The following is a 23,449-nucleotide window of genomic DNA, read 5'->3' as shown; positions in this document are numbered from 1 at the left end:
TTAAAAAAAGGCATCAAAAATATTTTTGATGCCTTTTTTTTAATACCTGTTTATATGTTAAATAGATTTATAAATTCGATTTATAGGAATTACAATGCCTTTTTTTAGTATCACTCTTTTGTCAGTTACACCCCAAATAGTAGTTTCTACAACTTTTTTAGATAGATCATCTTCAAAATAAATTTTAATTTTAGAATGTTCTAAATTTCCCAACGATAAAGCTCTATCTAAATCTGAGTTTCTTTTATTAATTTCTTCTTTGTCATCTAAAACATCAGATACCGGGAAATTAAGTTGATTTATTAATTCTTTTTCTATAATTTCAAAGTTTGTATCCATGGCTATATTGTTAATTTATTAATGATGATTTTAGGCTTTTATAAAAATAGTAAAATTTATTCATCAACTCATAATAAAATAAAATATATTTACTGTATTTGATTTAAAACCAGAATAACTAATGAAAGTATCAATTTCAAATACAATTATAAATGCAATTATTAATTCTATTGGGGCGGAATTGATAGTTTTAAACAAAAACGATAAAAATTACATTTGGACAGTAAATGAAGAATTCTGGAACAAAACATCTCCTGTATTGTTTCCTATTGTTGGGAAATTAAAAAACGATTTTTATAAGATAAATAATATCCAATATTCATTACCAAGACATGGTTTTGCAAGAAATTATAATTTTGATATAATTAATAAAACTGATTCGTCAGTAACCTTTTCGTTATGTGACAATAAGGAAACTTTAGCACAATATCCGTTTTTATTCGAATTACAAATCTGTTATACTTTAGTCGAAAACAAATTGATTATCTCTTATTTAGTAAAGAATAATTCGAAACAAGAAATGCCTTTTTCTTTAGGAGCTCATCCTGCATTTGCAATAGATTCTAGTTTGGATAATTATGCTTTGCAATTTGACAATGATAATATATTAACGGCTCACGAATTAGAAAACGAACAATTTTCTGGAAAAATGAAAATCATCAATTTAAAAAATAAAATTTTACCCCTCACCTATTCATTATTCGAAAAAGACGCTTTGGTTTTTAAAGAAATTAAATCAAAATATTTGACTATTATTAAAAATGATATTCCTTATTTAAAAATTGATTTTGGAAATTTTCCAAGTCTCGGAATTTGGACAAAAAAAGATGCCCCTTTCTTATGCATAGAGCCATGGTTTGGTTATGCTGATGATAAAAATTCAAATGGAAATTTATTTGATAAAAAAGGAATTCAAATATTAGATATAAATAGTACATTTAGCACTTATTTTTCAATTGAAATTTTATAAAAAATGAGTACATTTTCATTTCTTCCTTTTCAGAATTTAAAATCTGATAGATTGCTATTAAGACAAATAACATCCGATGATGTAAACGAAATTTTTGAGTTGAGAAGTAATTCAGAGACTATGAAATATATTCCAAGACCATTAGTCACATCAATTGAGGAAGCAATGAGTCATATAAAAATGATTCAGGACAAAATTGAGTCGAACGAAGGAATAAATTGGGCAATTACACTAAAAGATAATTCTAAAATGATAGGAATTATAGGTCATTACAGGATACGATGGGAACATTTTAGATCTGAAATTGGGTATATGTTATTACCTGAATATCATGGAAAAGGAGTTGTTACTGAAGCAATAGAGCTTATGATAAAATATGGCTTTAATGAAATGAAAATGCACTCGCTAGAAGCAATTATAGATCCAGAAAACACAGCATCTGCAAGAGTTTTAGAGAAAAATAATTTTGTAAAAGAAGCTCATATTTTACAAAATGAATTTTATGATGGTAAGTTTTTAGATACGGTAATATATTCCATTTTAAATAATGCTAAATAAATTTTATCTTCTTTTTTTATTATTTTCAACAATACTGCAAGGACAGACTTATACGAAGATAAATGGATTGAGTGCACTTGTTCTTATTCCAAATATTGGGATTGAAACACCCGTTTCTAAAAATCTTACTTTTCAAGTGGATGCTCTAGCTTCTTTTTGGAAATCTGTAAATAATGCCCCGCTTCAGTTTGTAATTGTTACGCCAGAAATAAGATACCATTTTAAACAAAATTATGATGGTTTTTATATTGGAACTCATGTTGGGGGAAGCCTTTTTAAGCTACAAAAATGGAATTATTCAAATACCAATTACTATCAAACAGGATTTAATTATTTTGTTGGAGCAACAATAGGTTATGAAAAAAAGATTAATAAAAAATTTCTTTTTGATATTTTTATTGGAGGTGGAAGCCAACAAGCCTTTTATAAAGGCTATGATTTAGTGACTGATGAAAGATTAGATGGAGCTAAAAAATTTAATAAAAGTGGTGAATTTTTACCTTATCGTGGTGGAATTATGATTTGTTATTTAATTAATTAAAACTTAGAAAGTGTTTTAACATATAATTCTTCCACTTTTTTTCTTGCCCAATCTGTTTTTCTTAAAAAAGTCAAACTCGATTTTATTGAAGGATTTTCTCTAAAACATTTTATATTTATTAATTCTCCAAGTGTATCAAAACCATAATAGTTAACTAATTTTTCTATCATATTTTGAAGTGTAATTCCGTGAAGAGGATCTTTAGATTTATTAGTTTCCATAAAACAAAAGTAGTATTAAAAATATCAATAAAAAACCATCAAAGTTTCCTCTGATGGTTTACATCTTAATTTATTTTACAATATTACTGAACTGCTAATGATGCATCTATCATACCATATCCAAATTCTGGATCTTTATTAGGATACAAATGAGAAGATTCGCGCATTTTTGTTAAAACCTGATTGCTTGTCCATGTTGGATGCTTAGACCAAACTAAAGCACCTATTCCTGCTGCTGTTGCTGTTGCTACAGATGACCCTCCTACATAATCCCCTAGACCCTCATTATAACTATTTACAGGTACTGTGTTTCCTGTACCCGATCTTTGCATCATTATTGTAAAATCTATTTTACCTCCTGTATGACAAACATCGCATGCTTGATAAGTAGAAGCCTCTTTAATACCCGTTACTGCAACAGTTTCCGACATCCAAGCTGGAAAAATAACACCTACAAATGTTGTAAAACTTGTTGAAGTACCTCCAGCACAAAAAATTAATTTACCTTTACTATAAGCATATTTTATTCCGTCTTCAATTTTCCCTACAGAGAAAATATGTCCCATAGACATCGAAATTATTTTCACATTAGCATTATTTGCTAGGGCTGTAAAAGCATTTTTAACCCCATTTTGTTCATGATAACCGTCAAGAACAACATTAGATGCGGCTCTATAAGTAATAAGATTAGAGTTATAAGCCACACCAACTGGCTGACCATTATCATTTCGTGGAGCTGCTGCAACAGATGACATACTTGTACCATGACCACATTTGTCATTTGCTCCATCGGTTGTTGTACTCCATGGCCAAATAGAATCTACATAAACACCATATTTTTGAACAGTTCTGCCTGAAGAATAACCATCATTAAAACTTGAATTTAAAAGTGAATTCACCATCGAAGCTCCTGTATCTACTACTCCAATAGTTACTCCTGCTCCAGTGCTATAACTCCAAGCACTTGGGATATTGTGTTTATAAAATGTCCAAGGTGCCAGTGCATTAGGTGCTATTGTAGTATAATCCGAAGAACTTAAAGTTGACGATTCTAACCCACATCCTGAAGAAGACAATGTGCTTTTCGAGTACTGATTTTTAACCTCAAAATACTTATATCCAGAAGGTTCTAAATATCTTAAATAATTACTGTTTCTTAAAGCTATTACTGTTTCTTGCTTTTCAATAATTACGTCTACTAGATTTAAGTAAGGATCTGAAGAAATTAATATTTTATCTAACTCTTTCCCTTCATATTTCATAATAATTGCAAGTAAATCATTTTGTGTTTTTTGATTATTAGATGATTTACTTCTATCAAAATCCGATGATGAGTTTCCAAAACCAATTGTTGCTATATTTTGACCTTGAACCATAGCGCTCCACAATAAATGATTTGAAGCTTCTTTCCAGTTAAAAGAACCTTTGACACTAAAAGATTCATCTATTTTTGCATTAATTTGTTGAGGAGATAAAGGGTCTTTTTGCAAAGCGTCAATTATGATTGAATCATCTGTAGAATCTTCTTTTGTACACGATGAAAATGCAATTGAAGCCAGAACCAGGAAACATAAGATTTTTTTTGTCATTTTGTTGGTTTTTTTTGGTTATATTACGAATATAATAATGTTTTGATGTTTTTAACAACAAAACCGATAACTTACAAAATACATCGACAAATTACAAAATACTAAATTTTAATTGATTACAAGTTAAATTAGTTTTTGTTTAACTTCTAACCAATTAATAAAATAAAAAGGTCTTCATTCATAAATGAACAAAGACCTTTTTATAAATTTAAATTTACAATCTAAAACAAAAACTTAACTCCAACTTGTAAATTTCCTAATTGTCTATCGGCAACAGAATTCATTGGGTTTGCATTGAATCCAAAATTTGTAGTTTTGTCTCCTACTTTTGGAGTAGATGTTGAAGATCCAACATTTAAAATTGCAAATGAAGTCTCTACAGTCATCCATTTATTTATAATATAATCAAATCCGGGTGCTACTTCTAAAGCAAAAGATGATGTTTTACTATCTGCGATTTTTTCTTTACCAAACGTAATTGGAGCGGCAACTTGACCATAGAAAAATAATCCTCCTGTTATATTCCAATATTTTCTAACTAATGGTTTAACAACAAATGTGCTACTTTGAGCAGTTGTTACACCTAAAACATTTACATCTTTAGAACTTATGCTACCAACTCCAATACCAATTGTTGTTGAAGGAGCAATAAAATAACCTACAATAGGTAAAATCATATTAGAATCTGTTTTAGAGGTTCCTGTTTTAGAAGAATCGAAAGAAACTTGCCCAGCAACCCAAAAAGTACCTTGCAAACCTTTACTTGTTCCTTCTTCTTGTGCATTTGCTGAAAAACCAAATAATGCAAAACCTGCAATCAATAAAATCTTTTTCATTTTTAATGTTATTTAAAATTTATACCTCAAAAGTACACATACAAAATATCGGAAAAACTGATAAAAATCATAGGTTAAAAAGTATTTGAGAACTAAAAAAAGTAAAATTTTGTTAGTATTCATTTTTTGTTGTTACCTTTGCAATATCATGTTAAAAACAGTCAACATACTTAATAAAAGAGCTAAATTCGATTACGAAATTTTAGAGACCTATACTGCTGGAATTGTTTTGGCTGGAACCGAAATAAAATCGATTCGTTTAGGTAAAGCTAACATTACAGATAGTTTTTGTGAATTTAGTAATAACGAACTTTTTGCAATAAACACTTATATTGAAGAATATACTTTTGGAAATCAATTTAATCATAAATCCAGAAGCGAACGCAAGCTATTACTAAAAAAGAGAGAATTAAAAACGTTGTTTAAAAATGTACAAGCAAAAGGATTAACTATTGTTCCTCTCAAATTACATACTAACGAGAAAGGATTGGCAAAGCTAGACATTGGTTTGTGTAGAGGTAAAAAAACTTATGATAAACGAGAATCTCTAAAAGAACAAGACACAAAGAGAGATATAGATAGAATTAAGAAAGAATTTAAATAAAAGCCGACAACAATATTATCGGCTTTTTGTGAAAAAATAGGTCATTTAATTTCCGAAGAATCTACCAAAGAATCCCCTTCTTTCCTCTTCTTCCTCTTCTTGTTCAATATTTTGCTTAACTTCTTGAAAAGTGGGTTGTTGTGATTTCTCGTGATCAATCATTAATTTTGTTACAAGATCAACATAGTTTAATCCTTTATCTTCAAGAAATCCTATCAAATATTTCTCGCTAGCATCTATACCGCTTGCTTGCTCTATTTGAAATAATCTTTTATATAGTGGTTCAATATGATTTGAAATAATTTCCTGCGGAACTGATTTTCTTCTGGCAATATAATTAATAATATTTCCATCCGCATCTCTTAAATATTCAAAATCTGTAATTACCCAATAATAACGTCCAGATTTTGCTAAGTTTTTTACAATCCCGTGAAATTTATTACCTTGTTTAATATTATCCCACAATACTTTAAAAATAACTTTAGGCATGTCGGGATGTCTAATAATATTATGTGGTTGCGCCATTAATTCATAATCTTCATAACCGCAAACATCTACAAAAGCTTCATTAGCATACTCTATGGTTCCATAAAGATCTGTTTTACTCATAATAGTTTGGGTTTTATCCCATGAAACTTCTTTGTCAATTGGTGTTGGTTTTTTGCTCCCAAAAATGTTAACTTCTTCGCTCATATTTTTATTTTTAACTGTAATACTAAAAATTATATGCCAAAAATAATTATAGTTTTATTTGTAAAAAATGATAAAAATCATGAGAAAGTAATAATTTAGTTTTTATCCTCCAACAACGGCACGAATTTAAAATCTCCGAACTCGTGCTTTTCGAATTGAGTTTCGTCTATTCTAATAATAAGTGTCATAATCTGAACATTTTCTCCAACAGGAATTACGAGCTTTCCTCCTATTTTTAGTTGTGACATTAATGCTTTTGGAATTTCTGGTGCTCCCGCAGTTACTATAATACTATCAAACGGAGCATAATTGGGTAAACCTTTATAACCATCGCCAAAAGACAAATGTTTGGCTCTAATTCCTAATTTAGGCAACAATAAAGATGTTTTTTTAAACAATTCATTCTGGCGTTCTATACTATATACAACTGCTCCAACTGTACACAAAACAGCTGTCTGATAACCCGAACCTGTTCCTATTTCTAATACTTTATCTCCTTTTTTAACTTCTAATAATTCTGTTTGAAAAGCTACTGTATAAGGTTGCGAAATGGTTTGACCTGCTCCTATTGGGAAAGCTTTATCTTGGTAAGCATAGTCTTCAAAACTGGAGTTCAAAAAAAGATGTCTCGGAATTTTGCTAATAGCTTCCAATACACTTTTACTAGTTATTCCTTTTTGTTTCAAAACGGTTACTAACTGATTACGAAGTCCTTGATGTTTTGGCGTATCTTTCAATTTTTGGGGTATTATTTTTTGTAAATTTAGAAAACAAATTATCAATTATCAATAACCAATTATCAATTAATTCCTATTTTTGTTCAAAATACATTTTTATGCTGAAAGTTGGCGTTTTAGGTGCTGGTCATCTCGGAAAAATACATTTACGATTGTTACAACAATCTGAAAAATACGAATTAGTAGGTTTTTATGACGAAAATCAAGAAAATGGTGCAAAAATAGCAACGGAATTTGGCTACAAGCAATTTGATACTATTGCAAAATTAATTCACGCTGTCGATGTGATTGATATTGTAACACCCACACTTTCTCATTACAAATGTGCTAAAGTATCTATAAAGTCTGGCAAACATGTTTTTATAGAAAAACCCATTTCAACTACTGTCGAAGAAGCCGAAGAAATTATAGCTTTAGCCAAAGAATATAATATAAAAGGACAAGTTGGTCACGTCGAAAGATTTAACCCAGCATTTAAAGCGGTTAAAGACCAAATAAAAAATCCAATGTTTATCGAAACGCATCGTTTAGCAGAATTTAATCCTCGTGGAACCGATGTTCCTGTGGTTTTAGATTTGATGATTCACGATATCGATGCTATTTTGAGCGTTGTAAACTCGAAAGTGAAAAATATTTCAGCCAGTGGCGTTTCGGTAATTAGTGATTCCCCAGATATTGCCAATGCAAGAATTGAGTTCGAAAGTGGTTGTGTTGCTAATATTACTGCGAGTAGAATCTCGATGAAAAATATGAGAAAATCAAGATTTTTTCAGAAAGATGCTTACATCTCAGTCGATTTTCTAGATAAAGTTTGCGAAGTAGTAAAAATGAAAGATGCTCCTGAAACTCCAGGCGATTTCGATATGATTTTGCAAAATGCCGAAGGCGTAAAAAAACAAATTTATTACGAAAATCCATCGGTAGAACCTAATAATGCCATTTTAGACGAATTAGAATCTTTTGCAGATGCTATCAATAATAATACAACCCCTGTGGTTACATTAGAGCAAGCAACTGATGCTTTGCGTGTGGCTTATCAGATAATAGAATCGATGAAAAATTAAATAATAATACAATTGTTTAAAGTTTAAAGTTGTCATGATAACTTTAAACCTGAAACTTTAAACTTTAAACTTTAAACAAACAAAAAATGAAAAACATAGCAGTAATTGGAGCAGGAACTATGGGCAACGGAATTGCACATACTTTTGCACAATCAGGATTTACAGTAAAACTAATAGATATTTCGGAAAAATCGCTCGAAAAAGGTATTGCAACTATTGCAGCAAACCTTGACAGAATGGTTACTAAAGGAACAATTACTGAAGAAGACAAACACAAAACCATTGGAAATATCATCACTTATACAGATATAAAAGATGGTGTAACTGGTTGCGATTTAGTTGTCGAAGCCGCTACTGAGAATTTAACTTTAAAACTAAATATCTTCAAACAATTAAGCGAAGTTTGCGATCACAATACGATTTTAGCAACCAACACTTCCTCTATTTCAATTACACAAATCGCAGCTTCAGTAGTGCATCCAGAAAGAGTTATAGGAATGCATTTTATGAATCCTGTGCCCATTATGAAATTAGTCGAAATCATTCGCGGTTATAGTACAACCAACGAAGTGACTAAAACCATCATGGATTTATCAATAAAACTAGGAAAAATACCTACCGAAGTAAATGATTATCCAGGATTTGTAGCCAACAGAATTTTGATGCCAATGATAAACGAAGCCATCGAAACATTATACAACAAAGTAGCTGGCGTACAAGAAATTGATACGGTGATGAAACTAGGAATGGGTCACCCAATGGGACCGTTACAATTAGCAGATTTTATTGGTCTTGATGTTTGTTTAGCAATTCTAAACGTGATGTACGATGGTTTCAAAAACCCTAAATATGCACCTTGCCCGTTATTAGTTAATATGGTGATGGCTGGAAAATTAGGAGCAAAATCTGGTGAAGGTTTTTATGATTATGCCGAAAGCAAAAAAGCAGAAAAAGTTTCAAAACAATTCTCATAATTAACAATGGATAATTGATAATTGATAGTTACTAATTATCAATTATCAACTGTCAATTATCAATTGAATAATGGCAAAAATAATTCCATTCAAAGCCGTTCGACCTTCTGCCGACAAAGTAGGATTAGTAACTTGTAGAACTTATGACGATTATAACTCGGCAGAACTAGCTGCTTGGTTAAGTTATAATCCATATTCGTTTTTGCATGTAATACATCCTGCATTTGCAAATGCTCAAAAAATTACGATCGACAAACGTTTCAAAAGTGTGTCACATAAATACCAAGATTTTAAAGACGAACAAATATTAATTAAGGAAGAAACACCTGTTTTTTATTTATACGAAATTCAAACAAAATCAAATCTTTTTTCGGGAATTATCGCAGGAACTTCGGTAGAAGACTACAAAAATAATGTGATCAAAAAACATGAAGATACTTTACAGTTTCGAGTAGAACTGATAAAAGATTACATGAAATATACCGATTTTAATGCCGAACCCGTTTTAATAACTTATCCAGATAGCGTCGAAATAAACACTTATATTTCTTTGAGAAAAAAAAGCAAACCACTTTACGAATTTGCTACAACAACAAAGGAGAAACACACGCTTTGGAAAATTGATACACAAAGCGAAATAGATTGGTTACAAAATCATTTCGAAAAAATACCCAACCTTTATATTGCCGACGGACACCATCGTTCCTCAGCTGCTGAATTATTATTAGACGAAAACAAGGATGCAAAAAACGAAAATTTAAAGTATTTCATGAGTTTTCTTATTGCCGAAAGCAATGTAAAAATATACGAATTCAATAGGATTGTTAGAGATTTGAACGGTTTTACTAAAGATGATTTTATTGAGAAAATAACTCAACATTTCAACATCGAAAACAAAAACCAAGAATTGTGGAAACCGCAAAACAAGTATGAATTCGGAATGTATCTTGATGGGAATTTTTATGCTTTATTTTACAAACAAGAAAATATTCACAAATCACAGCACTTCGGAATCGAAAATCTTGACGCACAAATTTTGTACGATACTATTTTACATCCACTGTTGGGTTTAGAAGATTTGAGAAATGACGAACGCATCGATTATGTTTCTGGAAAACAATCAATTTCCATTATCAAAAATTTAATCGATGAAGGAGAATTTAAAGTTGGATTTATGTTGTATCCTTCGGATATTTCTGAAATAAAAGCTTTAGCAGACAATAATCTAATCATGCCACCCAAGAGTACTTACATCGAACCAAAATTTAGAAGTGGCTTGGTGGTTTATGAGTTGTAAATTTTATACAACTTATTTCACAATAAAAGCAAAATTCTAAAAGGATTCTTACATTTGCAAAAATAAAAATTATCATGTCAAACATATATTTAGGTTATCATTTCTCGGTCGAGCCAAAAGAACTAGGTTCGGAAATTCTTATTGCCGAATTAGGCGAAAAAGCTTTTGAAAGTTTTATTGAAACTGAAACTGGTTTTTCGGCTTTTGTACAAAAAACACTTTGGACAGATGATATTCTAAATGATATTTACATTTTAGAAAATCCAGAATTCAAAATATCCTATACTTTCGAAGAAATAGAGCAAGTAAATTGGAATGAAGAATGGGAAAAAAACTTTGAAGCAATCGATGTAGACGGGAATTGTCACGTTCGTGCACCTTTTCACCCAAAAACCAATGCCGAATTTGATATTGTTATCGAACCTAAAATGAGTTTTGGCACGGGTCATCACGAAACAACACACATGATGATTCAACATTTATTAGAAATAGATGTTACTGGAATGAAAACTTTAGATATGGGTTGTGGCACAGCCATTCTTGCCATACTTGCCGAAATGAAAGGCGCTCAACCAATAGATGCCATAGATATTGACAATTGGTGTTATCTGAATTCTATCGAAAATGCAGAACGCAACAATTGCAAACATATCTCTGTTTATGAAGGTGATGCTGCATTACTAAAAGACAAAAAATACGATTTGATTATTGCCAACATTAATCGCAATATTTTGCTAAACGATATGCAAGCTTATGTTGATTGTTTGAATACAAAAGGAACCATTCTTTTTAGTGGTTTTTACACAGAAGACATTCCATTTATAGATGCTTCTTGTACTGAAAAGGGTTTAACCTATGTTAAAAAATTCGAACGAAACAATTGGGTATCATTAAAATATGTAAATTAGCATTTAAATCTAAATGTTTTAAAGTCTAATGTCTTAAAGCTCTAAAAAATGGCAACAATAGAAAAAACTCAAGTTGAAACTGAGGTTCTAGAATCGGTAGGAATTAACAACGAAATTGTATTATTCAATGACGATGTAAATACTTTCGATCACGTTATAGATACTTTAATTAGAGTTTGCAATCATGAAGAATTGCAAGCCGAACAATGTGCATTATTAGTTCATTACAAAGGCAAATGTGTGGTTAAAACTGGAACTTTTGATGAGCTAAAACCACAATGCTCTTCGTTATTAGAAGCGGGTTTAAGTGCTGAAATAATATAAATCTAATTTTTATTGTTTAGTAATATAATGCAAAACCTATTTTATATATTACTTTTTCTATATTACTCAATTGGTACAATTTGTTTACCAATGAGTGATTTTTCGATGATTGGTGGTCTTCAAAAAATGTACCAACATTGCAAAGCAACAGAAGATAAAGATATGACTGCAATAGATTTTATAACAGATCATTTACTTAATATAGATAGTGTTTTTGACAAACATGAAAATGGCGACCAACAAAAACCTCATAAAAATATCGATTTAAACATTCACCATACTATTTGTCAAATATTTCAAGAAATTAAAACTTTTGATTTTAAAAATAATAAATCATTCGTTATTAATCATATTAAAACATTCAATTACGAAAATTCTGATTATTCGTATAATTATATCTATTCTATTTTTCGTCCACCAATAGCTGCTTAAGTATCTTTAGAATCCTTTTTACAAGGAAAATCAAATTATTTAAAAATTATTAAGCACAAAAAAAATGAAAAAAATATTTTTTGTTGCATTAACTATGATATTTAGTTATGTAACCTCTTTTGCACAAACTAAAACTAAAAATGCTGCAGTTTTAGCCTTTAATTTAAAATTTCCAAACGCTACGAAAGTAAATTGGGAAAAGGAAAATGCTACCGAATATGAAGCAAACTTTCTTTTAGATGGAAAAAAACATTCTGTCAATTACTCCACCGAAGGAAAATGGTTAGAAACTGAAAGTATTATCACTTTTAGTGAACTTCCAGAAATGGTACAAAATTCTTTCAATTTGCAACACAAAGGGGCGAAAGTTAAACTTTCTTCTAAAATTGAAAATTATAAAACCCAAAACTATTATGAAATAGAAGTAAGAAAAGGACTTAAAACCATAGAATACTTTTATACTGCCGATGGAAAATCATTTAAAGAATAAATAAAACAAGCCAAAACGCTATGTGTTTTGGCTTTATTTCATTAAATTAATTTATATAAATATGAAAAACATACCGAAAATAAATTTCATATATTGGGTATTAATGATTATTGCAACAACAACGGGAGAAATCGTTGGAAACTATATTTCAAGAGATTTATCATTAGGCTACAAAATAGGTTCTGTATTGCTTATAATTATATTTTGTAGTACTATTTTGTATTCGATAATATACAATAAATCGAATCAATTATTTTATTGGCTACTCATAATTCTTGGCAATATTGGAGGAACAAACATTGCAGATTTAATTTGTATCGATTTAAAACTGGGAACTATTTGGGGTTCACTTTTAGTTATTTCAGTATTTTTGATAATACTTATTACTATTAAATCTTTATCTAAAAATAATGATACGAATACAACCTTAAAAGTTACCTTTTTGTATTGGTTTGCAATTTTAACATCAAGTACATTTGGTACAACCTCTGGCGATTTTCTTTCTAATGATACTCCACTAGGTGCAGCTGGAGGAACAATTTTATTGTTTATTTTACTAATATTCTTTATTATTTTGGTCCATTTCAAAAAAATTTCTAACGAAGTTTTTTATTGGTTCTCAATCATAATTATCCACCCAATTGGAGCAACATTTGGTAATTATATTTCAAAACCAGCAGGACTAAACTTTGGTAATGTTTGGACAAGTGTGTTTTTAATTATTTTATTTTTAGCTATTTATAATATAAATGAAGTAAAAAAAATCAAATGAAAAAAATACCACAAATAAACATTTTTTACTGGGCATTAATAATTAGTGCCAACACAATGGGAGAAACAGCAGGAGACTTAATTTCTCAAACATTTAATTTAGGTTATGACGGAGGAACAATTGCCTTAATTTTATTGTTTTTTGTCGCTTTGGGTTTTACAATATTTTCTAAAATTCAACACATTTTTCTTTATTGGACAATTATAACTTTAGCAAGTACTGCTGGAACAACACTTTCGGATTATGTTACTAGAACTTTATTTCGAGATAACTTAGGTTATTCTGAAAATAAAGGTTATTTGTTTGGTACTATTTTACTACTCATTGCGTTGGGAATAACATTCAAAATCTGGCACAATTTTTCCAAATCAAGTGCTTTAGACGAAGGACTAAATCCAAAAACAGAATTTTTATATTGGATTGCCATTTTAACTTCAAGTACTTTAGGAACAGCGTTAGGCGATTTATTAGCACATGCCACTCCGCTAGGTTTTGCTGGAGGAACCTTACTATTATTAGTGTTATTGGGAATTGTAATTTTAATTACTTTTTTTACAAAAATTTCGAGGGAAATTTGCTATTGGTTAGCAATTATCCTAACACATCCTATTGGTGCAACAATGGGCGATTATCTCACAAAACCCGAAGGATTAAATCTGGGAAATATAAAAGCAAGTTTGGTTCTAGTAGTAGTATTTATAATTGTAATTATTGTTGGGAAAATCAAAAAAACAGAATTAGAAAATTACTAATAATTTTTCTATTTTCTAGAATTAAAAAACTTGTTTTTTGTATATTTGAAACCTAATGAGCTTAAATCATCTAACAATAAATAAACTTACTTTTACCCAAAATAATTAACACAAAATATCCTATTTAAGATGGAACAATACGGAAAAATACTAATTATTGCTATGCCTATTTTCTTATTATTAATCATAATAGAAAAACTATATGGCTATTACAAAGGCATAGACTATGTTCCCGTAATGGATAGTGTTTCGAGTATAAGTTCTGGAATGGCAAATTCCGTTAAAGATGTTTTAGGACTAAGCATTTCTATATTGTCATATGAATGGTTGGTATCTAAAATGGCTATTTTTACTTTAGAAGCTAATGTATACAGTTATATTATTGCTTTTTTTGTTATCGATTTTTATGGGTATTGGACACATCGATGGGCACATCAAATTAACTTTTTTTGGAACAAACACGCCATTCATCACAGTTCGGAAGAATTTAATTTAGCTTGCGCATTAAGACAAACTGTATCCAGCTTTGTGAATTTATTTGCCTTTTTACTAATTCCTGCAGCCATTTTAGGTGTTCCTGCTCAAGTGATTGCAATCACTTTACCTATTCAGTTTTTTCTTCAATTTTGGTATCATACAAGATACATAAACAAATTAGGTTTTATAGAAAAAATATTAGTAACACCTTCTCATCACAGAGTTCATCATGCTATTAATCCTGAATATATGGATAAGAATCATTCTCAGATATTCATCTTTTGGGATAAATTATTTGGTACTTTTCAAGAAGAATTACCAGAAGTTCCAGCCGTTTTTGGTATTACTCGCCCTGCGGAAACTTGGAACCCTTTTAAAATAAATTACCAACATTTATGGATTTTAATTAAAGACGCTTGGTATGCAGAAAATTGGAAAGACAAATTTATAATTTGGTTTATGCCAACAGGTTGGCGTCCCGAAAATTTTGAAGAAAAATATCCCGTTCACAAAATAGAAAATGTATTTAGTTTTGATAAATATGGAACCCAAAACTCTAATAAGTTAATTGGTTGGTCACTTGTACAAATGTTTATTACTCTATTTTTCGTAAGTTATTTATTCGATAATATTGCAAAAATAGGTCTTCAAAACATTTCTGTTTATGGTACTTTTATTTTTATTACAATATATAGTTATACTGAGTTGATGGACAAAAACAAATATTCGATTATTTGGGAATTTCTCCGTTTTGCTTTTGCTATAGGGATTATTCGTTATTACGGTGATTGGTTTGGATTAAATTCGATAATATCTTTAGGAAATTACTTGATTTTGGGTTATTTATCTTTTTCATTATTGATAAATATTTACTTTATTACCGTCGATTTTAAATTGGAAAACAAAGTAATTTTAAACAACTAAAAATGAGTAGATTATTAAATTATTTTTTAGCAATAAGTACTTGTTATTTATTACTAATCATTTTTGGTCAAGACAATATTGCTTGGTATTTTAAGCCTTTTTTATTACCTTTTTTAATTTTAGTAGCTTATAAATCTGATTTGTTTGCCACAAAAAAATGGTTGTTATTTGCCTTAATTTTTTCTTGGATTGGTGATGTAATATTAATGTTTGCAGACAAAGGAGAATTATATTTTATTCTAGGATTGGTTTGTTTTTTAATTGCTCATATTTTGTTTATTGTACTTTTTATCAAACAAAAAACAGAAGATAATTACATTAAAAATTGGCGTTTTTGGTTGGGATTCTTAGCTGTTATAGTTTATTTAGGTTGTATGTTATCGCTATTGTTTCCAAAACTAGGAGATCTAAAAATTCCTGTTTCAGTTTATGCTTTTACCATTTCGTTGATGCTTGTTATGGCTACAAAAGGCTATTTTTCTTGGCAAAAACCAATGAATTTATTAATTCTAATAGGTGCTTTATTTTTTATAACCTCAGATAGTCTTCTTGCCATTAATAAGTTTTACAACCCTATCTTAAGCGCCAACTTTATTATTATGTTTACTTATATTGTAGCACAATATTGCATTACAGCAGGTATTTTAAGACTAAATAAAAAAGATTTAATGAGGTAATCTTTCTTTTATCACACCATAAAAGAAAGTACCTAGAATTGCTCCAACTAATATAATCCCAACGCTCATAAATCCTGCGCCAATTAGTATAAAAATAGGTCCCGGACATGAACCTACTAATGCCCAACCCAATCCGAAGATCAAGCCACCAATCCAATAGCGAAACGAGCCTTTTTCCTTATTAATAATTTCGATGGTAAATCCATCAATATCTTTGAGCTTATTTCTTTTAATAATTTGAATTCCAATTACGCCTGTAGTTATTGCAACTCCAATAATTCCGTACATGTGAAATGATTGAAACATAAACATTTCGTATATTCTGTACCAAGAAACCGCTTCAGATTTAGTTAAAACCAACCCGAAAAGAAAACCAACTGCTAAATATTTAAGTAAATTCATTGTCTTAAAATAAAAGTGGAAAAATAAAATGTGCCATAGCCAAACCGCCTATAAAAAACCCAATTACAGCTTTTAACGATGGTAATTGTAAATTACTAAGTCCTGAAATTGCATGGCCAGAAGTACAACCACCAGCATAACGAGAACCAAATCCTATTAAAATTCCGCCTGTTAATAAAATAAAAATCATTTTTGTTGATTGAAAAACCTCCAGCCCAAACATACTCTTGGGCGCGAGTTTGCCATCTGGTGCTTCGATACCAAATTTAGATAACTGAGCAATCGTTTCAGGATTTATAGCCACATTTGAAGCATCTGACAAAAAATGAACCGCTACAAAACCACCGATCATAGCACCAAGAACCACTATTAGATTCCATCTTTGCGATTTCCAATCCCAATCAAAAAACGGAACATATTTTCCCACCCGAGTCATAGAACATAAAGACCGAATATTAGATGACATTCCGAAATGTTTGCCAAAATAAATTAACAGAAGCATTACAATTCCTATTAAAAAACCAGAAATTGACCAATGCCAAGTATGCGTAATATATTCCATCAATTTTTTTTACAAAAATAATAGAATCTTCCTATATTTGTTAGAATAATAGAAAGATTTAAGAAAATGAAAAAAATTGTTATTAGTTGTTTTGCTATTTTAATAATATCATCTTGCATTAGTACAAAATCGACTATAAGAAACATAGACAATTCAGTTATTGTACCAGAATTAAATGAAGCCTTTGGAAGTTTTATAATTACAAAAAATGCAACTTCAAAAAAATATGGTTATAACGAAGATTATCCTATAAATGTAAATTTTACATCAGTACAAGACGGGCTAAATAATCAAATTCGTTTTCTAAATGCTTTGGCAGGACCAAAAGGAGAAAAAATAAAATATATAAAAAAAGATGCATGTTGCCCATTTCCAACAAAAAAAACCGATACTGGAGCAGGAACAATAGATACTTTTGAAATAACTTGGGAAGGACAAACCAAACCTATTTTACTTTACATTAACAAATTTGAAAAAGGAGAATTACTAATTCCTTTAGGCTTAACAGCTAGGAAATAGCATTTGTAAAATATTATTTATAACAATAAATAAATTAAAAATGAAGACATTAGAACAATGGTTTGAAGAATATGCAGTGAGTCATCAAAACCCAAAAAACAAAACAATACACTACATATGTGTCCCTTCTATTTACTTTTCTATTGTTGGATTATTAATGAGTATTCCTAGTCAATTTATTGGGAATACTTTAAAATTAAATACTCCTGTAATAGAAAATTGGGCTACTGTAGTTTTACTTTTTGTACTCATTTTCTATATTAGACTATCCTTTACTATGGCAATAAAAATCGCTATTTTTTCAGTAATATGCTTGTTTTTAAATTATTACATCGGTCAAATATTACCATTATGGCTTTTTTCAATCGGTGTTTTTGTTATAGCATGGATTGGTCAGTTTTACGGACATAGTATTGAAGGCAAAAAACCTTCCTTTATAAAAGATTTACAGTTTCTAATGATTGGTCCTGCTTGGGTTGTAGAAAATTTATTTTCAAGAAAATAAATTTTTAATTAAACCAAGAAAACACTACACTCAACTATTAACTTAATAGTCCACATTACAAATAGTCAATATTAATGATTTGTAAAAACTAATTTTAAAAATGATCAAAAAAAGAATTCTCCTGTTCTTATTAGTTATAAGTACTATTTCTTTTGGTTTCTTTCATCAATCAAGAAAATTCGAAATTAATGATGAAAGGTTTATTAGTTATTGTGTAAATTCGAAAAAACAAAACATTGAATTCTATTTAAAAAATGAGAACAATGAAAACTTTAAAAATGCACAAAATCTAAAATTGTGGCTCAAAACAAAAAATAAAGAACTTCTATTCGCAACAAATGGAGGAATGTATAAGAAAGACAATTCCCCTCAAGGATTGTATATCGAAAATAAAATAGAAAAAGTCAAAATTGACACAACAAATGGAAATGGTAATTTTTATTTAAAGCCTAATGGAATTTTTTATATTACAACAAACAAAAGTTCTTTTATTTGTAAATCTAACGAATTTGTTAATAATGGAAATATAAAATTTGCTACACAATCAGGACCAATGCTTGTGATTAATGGAGAAATTCATTCCGCTTTTAAAAAAGAATCAACTAATTTTAATATTAGAAACGGAGTTGGAATTTTACCAAACGGTGAAATTATATTTGCAATGTCAAAAAAAGAAATAAACTTTTATGAGTTTGCAGAATATTTTAAAAAAACAGGCTGTAAAAATGCCTTATATTTAGATGGTTTTGTTTCAAGAACATATTTACCAGAAAAAAAATGGGAACAAACCGATGGTAATTTTGGAGTACTAATTGGAATTACAAAATAATCAAGAAAAAAGCTCTCTAAAAATTACTTTTCAGACAGCCTTTTTTTTAAAAAATTATTATCTATAGAAAATTAATTACAACTGAGAATATATATAATTAGAAATTTCAACCATTTGTGCGTCTTCAAGTCTAGCTTTTTTTTGCATACGAACTAAAACTGGTTTCCAATCTTGTTCTGACAATTTTGTAGGTAAATATAACTTATGGCATCTTGCACAATTATTTTCGTAGAGTGTTCTTCCTGCTAGTAATTCTGGGCTAAGCTCTGTTTTTTTTACTTCGGAGACAGGAGCGATAACTTTTGGCGAACAAGAATATAAAAATATTCCTAAAATTGCCACTGCTATAATTTTTATTTTCATAGTTTTAGTTTTTAGAATTGTAAATATAAAAAAATCCCAACAGTTTTATATTGGGATTTAAGTTTATTTTAATGAAAATATTATTTCACATCCATTAATTCTACATCAAAAATTAAAGTAGCGTTTGGAGGAATAGCACCACCAGCACCACGAGAACCGTACCCTAAATGCGACGGAATCACAAAGCGTGCTTTGTCTCCTACTTGAAGTAAAGCAATTCCTTCGTCCCAACCTTCAATTACTTGCCCTTGACCTAATTTAAAATCAATTGGTTTTTTACGAGGATAAGAAGAATCAAAAACTTTTCCAGATTCTAAAGATCCTTCGTAGTGTACAGAAACGGTTTTACCATTTTCTGCTTTTTTACCAGAACCTTTCTGAATCATTTTGTAACGCAAACCGCTTTCTGTTTTATCAAAACCAGCAGCCAATTGTTCCATTTTTGCTTCTGCAGCTTCACGTTCTGCAGCTTCTCTTTTTGCACGAGAACCTTCAAAAGTTCTAAAAGCCTCTACTGCATTCCATTTTTCAGCTTCTTCTCCAACTCTAACAATTTCTAAAGTTTCTAGAATGTCGTTTCCTTCTACAACATCAACAACCTCCTGACCTTCTACAACATGACCAAAAACAGTATGTTTACCATCTAACCAACTTGTAGGTACGTGTGTAATAAAAAACTGTGTCCCGTTTGTTCCAGGTCCTGCATTTGCCATACTCAAAACGCCTGGTCTATCGTGTTTTAAACTTGGGTGAAATTCATCATCAAATTTATAACCACCATCTCCAGTTCCTGTTCCTTGTGGACAACCACCTTGTATCATAAAATCTGGAATAACACGGTGAAAAGTCAATCCGTCATAATAAGGTGTTCCTTGTGGTTTTACTTTATTTTCTAGGTTTCCTTCTGCAAGTGCAACAAAGTTTCCAACCGTTCCTGGTGTTAAATCGTGTGTTAGTTTTACTAAAATCGAACCTTTTGCAGTATTAAATTTAGCATATATTCCGTTTTCCATTATAATGAGTTTTATTTTTAAAATGCAAATTTACAAATTATAATTACAATGTATTAAAATAACAATCGAAACCTTTTATGATTAATTAAAATCTCTTTAAATTTGTTTACCAAAATTCACCAAATGGAAGTAGAAATAATCACTTACAATCCAAAATTTAAAAATCATTTTATTGTCTTAAATAAAGCTTGGCTTGAGGAATTTTTCTTTGTGGAACAACACGATATTGACGTATTTGACCATATTGAAGATGTCATTTTGCAACCAGGTGGTGAAATCTTCTTTTGTTTGGTTGATGGAGAAGTGGCTGGAACAGTAGCCCTGCAAAAAATTAATGATACTGTTTATGAATTAGCCAAATTAGCAGTTGACAAGAAATTTCAGGGACAAAAATTAAGTAATTTATTAATGGATGCTTGTATTGCTTTCGCCAAAGAGAAAAAGGCATCTACGATTATGCTCATGTCAAGTACCAAATTAGATACGGCTTTAAATTTATATAGAAAATACAATTTTGTTAAAGTTCCTTTGGATGAAACCGATTACCATCGCGCTGACATTCAAATGGAATTGTATTTGTAAAGAAGATAAAATTCACTTAGTTAGGAATTAAATTGTAAAAAAATGGCATCTAAAATAGATGCCATTTTTAAAATATCAATAAAATTATTTTTTATCAGACAAACCTGAAATTCGCAAATAAGGTTCTACTAGCATATCATGTCCTATCATATCCTTGAAAGCTTGATTCAAATCGACACTATTTCCAACAGATAAAATATATTTTCGGAAACGATCGCCGTTTGCTCTCGTCATTCCTCCATGAGCTTGCATCCAATCATAAACGTTATAATCTAATGTTTTAGACCATGTGTAAGCATAATATCCTGCCGAATAACCACCGCCCCAAATATGAGCGAAATAAGGTGTGTGATATCTTGTTGGCACTTCGTTTACTAGCAAACCATATTTTTGTAAAGCTTCTTTTTCAAACTGCAAAGTAGGTTTAAAATCAGACTCATTTTCAACACTATGCCAAGCCATATCTAAAGTTGCTGCAGCCAATAATTCGGTTACTTCATATCCTTTATTAAAAGTTTCTGCTTTTTTAATTTTATCAATTAATTCTTGTGGAATAGCTTGTTTGGTTTGATAATGAACGGCATAATTTTTTAAAACAGCAGGATCTAATGCTGCATGTTCATTAATTTGTGAAGGGAACTCTACATAATCTCTTGGTACCGCTGTTCCAGAAAGTGTAACATATTGCTGATTAGCAAACAATCCGTGCAAAGTGTGTCCGAACTCATGAAACATAGTTGTTACATCATCAAAACTAATTAGAGATGGATTTCCGTTTATCGGTTTTGCAAAATTATAAACGTTTACAATGACAGGTTTTTGTTTTAAATAATGTGACTGACTCACAAAATTATTCATCCAAGCTCCACCATTTTTGTTATCCCTGGTATAAAAATCTAAATAATAAATAGCTATTGATTTTCCGTCATTGTCAAAAACCTCATATACTTTTACATCTGGATGATAAACTGGTAAATCATGTCTTTCCTTAAATGTGATGCCATACATTTGTTTGGCTGCAAAAAACACTCCTTTTTCTAAAACTGAAGTCAATTCGAAATAAGGTTTTATTTGACTTTCATCTAAATCATATTTTGCTTTACGTACTTGCTCAGAATAAAAATTCCAATCCCAAGGCTCTAGTTTAAATCCGCCTTTTTGCTCATCAATTAAATTTTGAATTTCTTGTGCTTCTACTTTTGCTTTTTCTACTGCTGGCGTTGCAATTTTTGCTAATAAATCCATCGCGTTTACTGGTATTAATGCCATTTGGTCTTGTAATCTCCATTCAGCAAAACTTTTCTTACCCATCAAATTTGCTTTTTGCAAACGTAATCTTGCCATTTTTTCTAATACTTCACGAGTATCTCCGTCATCATTTTTCTCAGCACGAGACCAAGAAGCTTTAAATATTTTTTCTCTTGTCGCTCTATTCTTAAAACTTTGCAATAAGGGTTGTTGCGTTGTATTTTGCAATCCTATTAGATATTTTCCGTCATGACCAGCTTCTGTTGCTTTTCCTTTTGCCGCAGCAATATCATCAGCACTCAAACCATCTAAATCGGAAGAATTATCAAATAAAACAGCTCCGTTTTTTCGAGCAATTAATAATTTATTTGTAAAAAGTGTTCCTAATGTGGCTAACTCTTCGTTTATTTTCTTCATTTTGTCTTTATCCGCATCAGACAAATTAGCTCCTGCTAATTCGAATTGTTGCAAATAATATTGAGTAAGTTTTTTATCTTCTCCTTTCAAAAGACTTAAATTCAAAGCTTTAATACGATTGTACAATTTACTATTTAAATAAATCTTGTCACTATGTGCAGAAAAAATAGGAGCATATTCTGCCTCAATAGCCTGCAATGTTGGGTTTGTGTTGGAACCTGTTAAATTATAAAAAACACCCGTGGCCCTACCTAAATCAACACCGCAAGTCTCTAATGCCAAAACTGTATTTTGGAAAGTAGGTTTTGCAGGATTTCCTGCGATTTTTGCAACTTCTTGGTCGTGTATTTTTAAACCAAAATCGAAAGCAGGTTTAAAATGTTCGTCTTTAATCAGATTAAATGGCGGTGCTTGGTACTGCAACGTACTTTTTTGCAAAAGTGGATTGGTCATTTTAATAGATTTTTTTTGTGCTTGAAGCGATTGATTTTGTAGTGAGAAAATCAAGACAAAAATAGTACTTGCCTTAATTATTTTTGAAAAAATTTGCATAATGATATTTGTTTTTTAATCGTTATAAAAGTAATCTAAAAAAGACATATTAGAAAATGATGCTCATAAATAATTTAGAATTATATTATGTAATAAATAATACAACTTATATTTGCTTTCATTAAAAAACAAAATATGAACTCAATATTTGATGCTGCTAGCAACGCAACCATAATTACTCGAATAAATAACCTAACTCCAGAAAGCCAAGCTGTTTGGGGAAAAATGAGTGTAGATCAAATGTGCAAGCATACTAATGAAGCGCTTATTGTGGCTTT

The 23,449-nt window shown here is 30.1% G+C and carries 30 protein-coding genes; 19 read left to right on the top strand and 11 right to left on the bottom strand.

What is annotated here, in order from left to right:
• Positions 1-57: 57 nt before the first annotated feature.
• On the bottom strand, positions 58-339 hold the full coding sequence (locus ABI549_RS07855) for a hypothetical protein (protein WP_348075911.1): 282 nt from the start codon (positions 337-339) through the stop codon (positions 58-60).
• Positions 340-460: 121 nt separating this feature from the next.
• On the opposite strand from ABI549_RS07855, the gene ABI549_RS07850 reads away from it, so the two are divergent.
• From ABI549_RS07850 to ABI549_RS07840, 3 genes are read left to right on the top strand one after another with little or no spacing between them, the layout of a single operon-like run.
• Complete coding sequence (locus ABI549_RS07850; protein ID WP_348075910.1) at positions 461-1,309, top strand: aldose 1-epimerase family protein; 849 nt, start codon at positions 461-463, stop codon at positions 1,307-1,309.
• 3 nt (positions 1,310-1,312) lie between these two features.
• The gene (locus tag ABI549_RS07845) at positions 1,313-1,867 is read left to right on the top strand and encodes a GNAT family N-acetyltransferase (RefSeq protein ID WP_348075909.1); all 555 of its coding nucleotides are present in this window, start codon (positions 1,313-1,315) and stop codon (positions 1,865-1,867) included.
• Positions 1,857-2,408 (top strand): DUF3575 domain-containing protein, encoded by a 552-nt coding sequence (locus ABI549_RS07840; protein WP_348075908.1) that lies wholly within the window; start codon positions 1,857-1,859, stop codon positions 2,406-2,408. The genes ABI549_RS07845 and ABI549_RS07840 overlap by 11 nt, the downstream gene beginning before the upstream one ends.
• Here ABI549_RS07840 and ABI549_RS07835 read toward each other — a convergent pair.
• From ABI549_RS07835 to ABI549_RS07825, 3 genes are all read right to left on the bottom strand, one after another.
• A complete protein-coding gene (locus ABI549_RS07835; protein ID WP_348075907.1) occupies positions 2,405-2,629 on the bottom strand; it encodes a VF530 family protein in 225 nt (74 codons plus the stop codon). The two genes, ABI549_RS07840 and ABI549_RS07835, sit on opposite strands and share 4 nt — an antisense overlap.
• An 83-nt stretch (positions 2,630-2,712) precedes the next feature.
• Positions 2,713-4,218 (bottom strand): S8 family serine peptidase, encoded by a 1,506-nt coding sequence (locus ABI549_RS07830; RefSeq protein WP_348075906.1) that lies wholly within the window; start codon positions 4,216-4,218, stop codon positions 2,713-2,715.
• A 221-nt stretch (positions 4,219-4,439) separates the two neighbouring features.
• Positions 4,440-5,054, bottom strand: coding sequence for a hypothetical protein (locus ABI549_RS07825; protein WP_348075905.1), 615 nt, complete (start codon positions 5,052-5,054; stop codon positions 4,440-4,442).
• A 148-nt stretch (positions 5,055-5,202) separates the two neighbouring features.
• Between ABI549_RS07825 and smpB the strand changes: the two genes are divergently transcribed.
• Positions 5,203-5,658, top strand: coding sequence for an SsrA-binding protein SmpB (gene smpB, locus ABI549_RS07820; RefSeq protein ID WP_348075904.1), 456 nt, complete (start codon positions 5,203-5,205; stop codon positions 5,656-5,658).
• Positions 5,659-5,703: 45 nt separating this feature from the next.
• Here the strand turns inward: smpB and ABI549_RS07815 are convergent, their stop codons facing one another.
• Positions 5,704-6,351, bottom strand: a complete 648-nt coding sequence (locus tag ABI549_RS07815) for a PAS domain-containing protein (RefSeq protein ID WP_348075903.1) — start codon at positions 6,349-6,351, stop codon at positions 5,704-5,706.
• A 95-nt stretch (positions 6,352-6,446) separates the two neighbouring features.
• Positions 6,447-7,088 (bottom strand): protein-L-isoaspartate(D-aspartate) O-methyltransferase, encoded by a 642-nt coding sequence (locus tag ABI549_RS07810; RefSeq protein WP_348075902.1) that lies wholly within the window; start codon positions 7,086-7,088, stop codon positions 6,447-6,449.
• Between the two features lie 98 nt (positions 7,089-7,186).
• Between ABI549_RS07810 and ABI549_RS07805 the strand changes: the two genes are divergently transcribed.
• The 11 genes from ABI549_RS07805 to ABI549_RS07755 all read left to right on the top strand — a co-directional run bounded on the left by ABI549_RS07805 (position 7,187) and on the right by ABI549_RS07755 (position 16,179).
• On the top strand, positions 7,187-8,152 hold the full coding sequence (locus ABI549_RS07805) for a Gfo/Idh/MocA family oxidoreductase (protein WP_348075901.1): 966 nt from the start codon (positions 7,187-7,189) through the stop codon (positions 8,150-8,152).
• Between the two features lie 86 nt (positions 8,153-8,238).
• Complete coding sequence (locus ABI549_RS07800; protein ID WP_348075900.1) at positions 8,239-9,126, top strand: 3-hydroxybutyryl-CoA dehydrogenase; 888 nt, start codon at positions 8,239-8,241, stop codon at positions 9,124-9,126.
• A 70-nt stretch (positions 9,127-9,196) separates the two neighbouring features.
• Positions 9,197-10,423, top strand: coding sequence for a DUF1015 domain-containing protein (locus ABI549_RS07795; RefSeq protein ID WP_348075899.1), 1,227 nt, complete (start codon positions 9,197-9,199; stop codon positions 10,421-10,423).
• 74 nt (positions 10,424-10,497) lie between these two features.
• A complete protein-coding gene (gene prmA / locus ABI549_RS07790; RefSeq protein WP_348075898.1) occupies positions 10,498-11,331 on the top strand; it encodes a 50S ribosomal protein L11 methyltransferase in 834 nt (277 codons plus the stop codon).
• A gap of 48 nt (positions 11,332-11,379) precedes the next feature.
• Positions 11,380-11,655, top strand: coding sequence for an ATP-dependent Clp protease adaptor ClpS (locus tag ABI549_RS07785; protein WP_348075897.1), 276 nt, complete (start codon positions 11,380-11,382; stop codon positions 11,653-11,655).
• Positions 11,656-11,745: 90 nt separating this feature from the next.
• A complete protein-coding gene (locus ABI549_RS07780; RefSeq protein WP_348075896.1) occupies positions 11,746-12,087 on the top strand; it encodes a hypothetical protein in 342 nt (113 codons plus the stop codon).
• A 64-nt stretch (positions 12,088-12,151) separates the two neighbouring features.
• Complete coding sequence (locus tag ABI549_RS07775; RefSeq protein ID WP_348075895.1) at positions 12,152-12,577, top strand: PepSY-like domain-containing protein; 426 nt, start codon at positions 12,152-12,154, stop codon at positions 12,575-12,577.
• 61 nt (positions 12,578-12,638) lie between these two features.
• Complete coding sequence (locus ABI549_RS07770) at positions 12,639-13,349, top strand: hypothetical protein (RefSeq protein WP_348075894.1); 711 nt, start codon at positions 12,639-12,641, stop codon at positions 13,347-13,349.
• Positions 13,346-14,101, top strand: coding sequence for a hypothetical protein (locus ABI549_RS07765; protein ID WP_348075893.1), 756 nt, complete (start codon positions 13,346-13,348; stop codon positions 14,099-14,101). The genes ABI549_RS07770 and ABI549_RS07765 overlap by 4 nt, the downstream gene beginning before the upstream one ends.
• A 129-nt stretch (positions 14,102-14,230) precedes the next feature.
• The gene (locus ABI549_RS07760; protein ID WP_348075892.1) at positions 14,231-15,502 is read left to right on the top strand and encodes a sterol desaturase family protein; all 1,272 of its coding nucleotides are present in this window, start codon (positions 14,231-14,233) and stop codon (positions 15,500-15,502) included.
• 2 nt (positions 15,503-15,504) lie between these two features.
• Positions 15,505-16,179, top strand: coding sequence for a lysoplasmalogenase (locus ABI549_RS07755; RefSeq protein WP_348075891.1), 675 nt, complete (start codon positions 15,505-15,507; stop codon positions 16,177-16,179).
• Here the strand turns inward: ABI549_RS07755 and ABI549_RS07750 are convergent.
• Together ABI549_RS07750 and ABI549_RS07745 are read right to left on the bottom strand one after the other, a co-directional pair.
• Entirely contained in the window at positions 16,168-16,581 is a 414-nt protein-coding gene (locus tag ABI549_RS07750) for a DUF6691 family protein (RefSeq protein ID WP_348075890.1), read from the bottom strand. The genes ABI549_RS07755 and ABI549_RS07750 overlap by 12 nt on opposite strands.
• A gap of 4 nt (positions 16,582-16,585) precedes the next feature.
• Positions 16,586-17,143, bottom strand: a complete 558-nt coding sequence (locus tag ABI549_RS07745) for a YeeE/YedE thiosulfate transporter family protein (RefSeq protein WP_348075889.1) — start codon at positions 17,141-17,143, stop codon at positions 16,586-16,588.
• A 66-nt stretch (positions 17,144-17,209) separates the two neighbouring features.
• Between ABI549_RS07745 and ABI549_RS07740 the strand changes: the two genes are divergently transcribed.
• From ABI549_RS07740 to ABI549_RS07730, 3 genes are all read left to right on the top strand, one after another.
• Complete coding sequence (locus tag ABI549_RS07740; RefSeq protein WP_348075888.1) at positions 17,210-17,662, top strand: 2-dehydro-3-deoxyphosphooctonate aldolase; 453 nt, start codon at positions 17,210-17,212, stop codon at positions 17,660-17,662.
• Between the two features lie 40 nt (positions 17,663-17,702).
• Entirely contained in the window at positions 17,703-18,167 is a 465-nt protein-coding gene (locus tag ABI549_RS07735) for an Mpo1-like protein (protein ID WP_348075887.1), read from the top strand.
• A gap of 100 nt (positions 18,168-18,267) precedes the next feature.
• The gene (locus tag ABI549_RS07730) at positions 18,268-18,996 is read left to right on the top strand and encodes a phosphodiester glycosidase family protein (RefSeq protein WP_348075886.1); all 729 of its coding nucleotides are present in this window, start codon (positions 18,268-18,270) and stop codon (positions 18,994-18,996) included.
• 75 nt (positions 18,997-19,071) lie between these two features.
• On the opposite strand, the gene ABI549_RS07725 is transcribed toward ABI549_RS07730, so the two are convergent.
• Together ABI549_RS07725 and ABI549_RS07720 are read right to left on the bottom strand one after the other, a co-directional pair.
• A complete protein-coding gene (locus ABI549_RS07725) occupies positions 19,072-19,359 on the bottom strand; it encodes a cytochrome c (protein ID WP_348075885.1) in 288 nt (95 codons plus the stop codon).
• Between the two features lie 80 nt (positions 19,360-19,439).
• Complete coding sequence (locus tag ABI549_RS07720; RefSeq protein ID WP_348075884.1) at positions 19,440-20,372, bottom strand: peptidylprolyl isomerase; 933 nt, start codon at positions 20,370-20,372, stop codon at positions 19,440-19,442.
• 123 nt (positions 20,373-20,495) lie between these two features.
• Here ABI549_RS07720 and ABI549_RS07715 point away from each other — a divergent pair, with 123 nt between their 5' ends.
• Positions 20,496-20,954 carry a GNAT family N-acetyltransferase gene (locus ABI549_RS07715; RefSeq protein ID WP_348075883.1) on the top strand — a complete coding sequence of 153 codons (459 nt, stop codon included), beginning with the start codon at positions 20,496-20,498 and terminating at the stop codon, positions 20,952-20,954.
• A gap of 84 nt (positions 20,955-21,038) precedes the next feature.
• On the opposite strand, the gene ABI549_RS07710 is transcribed toward ABI549_RS07715, so the two are convergent.
• Complete coding sequence (locus ABI549_RS07710) at positions 21,039-23,171, bottom strand: M3 family metallopeptidase (protein ID WP_348075882.1); 2,133 nt, start codon at positions 23,169-23,171, stop codon at positions 21,039-21,041.
• Positions 23,172-23,449 lie beyond the last annotated feature (278 nt).

Source organism: Flavobacterium sp. (genome assembly GCF_039932285.1).
Taxonomy (GTDB): domain Bacteria; phylum Bacteroidota; class Bacteroidia; order Flavobacteriales; family Flavobacteriaceae; genus Flavobacterium.
This window is presented reverse-complemented; position numbering and strand designations above follow the sequence as displayed.

Coding starts and splice junctions, on each gene's coding strand:
- ABI549_RS07800 (WP_348075900.1), top strand. CDS start 8,239: ATGAAAAACATAGCAGTAATTGGAGCAGGAACTATGGGCAACGGAATT.
- ABI549_RS07745 (WP_348075889.1), bottom strand. CDS start 17,143: ATGGAATATATTACGCATACTTGGCATTGGTCAATTTCTGGTTTTTTA.
- ABI549_RS07770 (WP_348075894.1), top strand. CDS start 12,639: ATGAAAAACATACCGAAAATAAATTTCATATATTGGGTATTAATGATT.
- ABI549_RS07845 (WP_348075909.1), top strand. CDS start 1,313: ATGAGTACATTTTCATTTCTTCCTTTTCAGAATTTAAAATCTGATAGA.
- ABI549_RS07825 (WP_348075905.1), bottom strand. CDS start 5,054: ATGAAAAAGATTTTATTGATTGCAGGTTTTGCATTATTTGGTTTTTCA.
- prmA (WP_348075898.1), top strand. CDS start 10,498: ATGTCAAACATATATTTAGGTTATCATTTCTCGGTCGAGCCAAAAGAA.
- ABI549_RS07730 (WP_348075886.1), top strand. CDS start 18,268: ATGATCAAAAAAAGAATTCTCCTGTTCTTATTAGTTATAAGTACTATT.
- ABI549_RS07830 (WP_348075906.1), bottom strand. CDS start 4,218: ATGACAAAAAAAATCTTATGTTTCCTGGTTCTGGCTTCAATTGCATTT.
- ABI549_RS07805 (WP_348075901.1), top strand. CDS start 7,187: ATGCTGAAAGTTGGCGTTTTAGGTGCTGGTCATCTCGGAAAAATACAT.
- ABI549_RS07785 (WP_348075897.1), top strand. CDS start 11,380: ATGGCAACAATAGAAAAAACTCAAGTTGAAACTGAGGTTCTAGAATCG.
- ABI549_RS07750 (WP_348075890.1), bottom strand. CDS start 16,581: ATGAATTTACTTAAATATTTAGCAGTTGGTTTTCTTTTCGGGTTGGTT.
- ABI549_RS07760 (WP_348075892.1), top strand. CDS start 14,231: ATGGAACAATACGGAAAAATACTAATTATTGCTATGCCTATTTTCTTA.
- ABI549_RS07720 (WP_348075884.1), bottom strand. CDS start 20,372: ATGGAAAACGGAATATATGCTAAATTTAATACTGCAAAAGGTTCGATT.
- ABI549_RS07835 (WP_348075907.1), bottom strand. CDS start 2,629: ATGGAAACTAATAAATCTAAAGATCCTCTTCACGGAATTACACTTCAA.
- ABI549_RS07725 (WP_348075885.1), bottom strand. CDS start 19,359: ATGAAAATAAAAATTATAGCAGTGGCAATTTTAGGAATATTTTTATAT.
- ABI549_RS07710 (WP_348075882.1), bottom strand. CDS start 23,171: ATGCAAATTTTTTCAAAAATAATTAAGGCAAGTACTATTTTTGTCTTG.
- ABI549_RS07715 (WP_348075883.1), top strand. CDS start 20,496: ATGGAAGTAGAAATAATCACTTACAATCCAAAATTTAAAAATCATTTT.
- ABI549_RS07855 (WP_348075911.1), bottom strand. CDS start 339: ATGGATACAAACTTTGAAATTATAGAAAAAGAATTAATAAATCAACTT.
- ABI549_RS07840 (WP_348075908.1), top strand. CDS start 1,857: ATGCTAAATAAATTTTATCTTCTTTTTTTATTATTTTCAACAATACTG.
- ABI549_RS07755 (WP_348075891.1), top strand. CDS start 15,505: ATGAGTAGATTATTAAATTATTTTTTAGCAATAAGTACTTGTTATTTA.
- ABI549_RS07815 (WP_348075903.1), bottom strand. CDS start 6,351: ATGAGCGAAGAAGTTAACATTTTTGGGAGCAAAAAACCAACACCAATT.
- ABI549_RS07735 (WP_348075887.1), top strand. CDS start 17,703: ATGAAGACATTAGAACAATGGTTTGAAGAATATGCAGTGAGTCATCAA.
- ABI549_RS07775 (WP_348075895.1), top strand. CDS start 12,152: ATGAAAAAAATATTTTTTGTTGCATTAACTATGATATTTAGTTATGTA.
- ABI549_RS07795 (WP_348075899.1), top strand. CDS start 9,197: ATGGCAAAAATAATTCCATTCAAAGCCGTTCGACCTTCTGCCGACAAA.
- ABI549_RS07780 (WP_348075896.1), top strand. CDS start 11,746: ATGAGTGATTTTTCGATGATTGGTGGTCTTCAAAAAATGTACCAACAT.
- ABI549_RS07765 (WP_348075893.1), top strand. CDS start 13,346: ATGAAAAAAATACCACAAATAAACATTTTTTACTGGGCATTAATAATT.
- ABI549_RS07850 (WP_348075910.1), top strand. CDS start 461: ATGAAAGTATCAATTTCAAATACAATTATAAATGCAATTATTAATTCT.
- smpB (WP_348075904.1), top strand. CDS start 5,203: ATGTTAAAAACAGTCAACATACTTAATAAAAGAGCTAAATTCGATTAC.
- ABI549_RS07740 (WP_348075888.1), top strand. CDS start 17,210: ATGAAAAAAATTGTTATTAGTTGTTTTGCTATTTTAATAATATCATCT.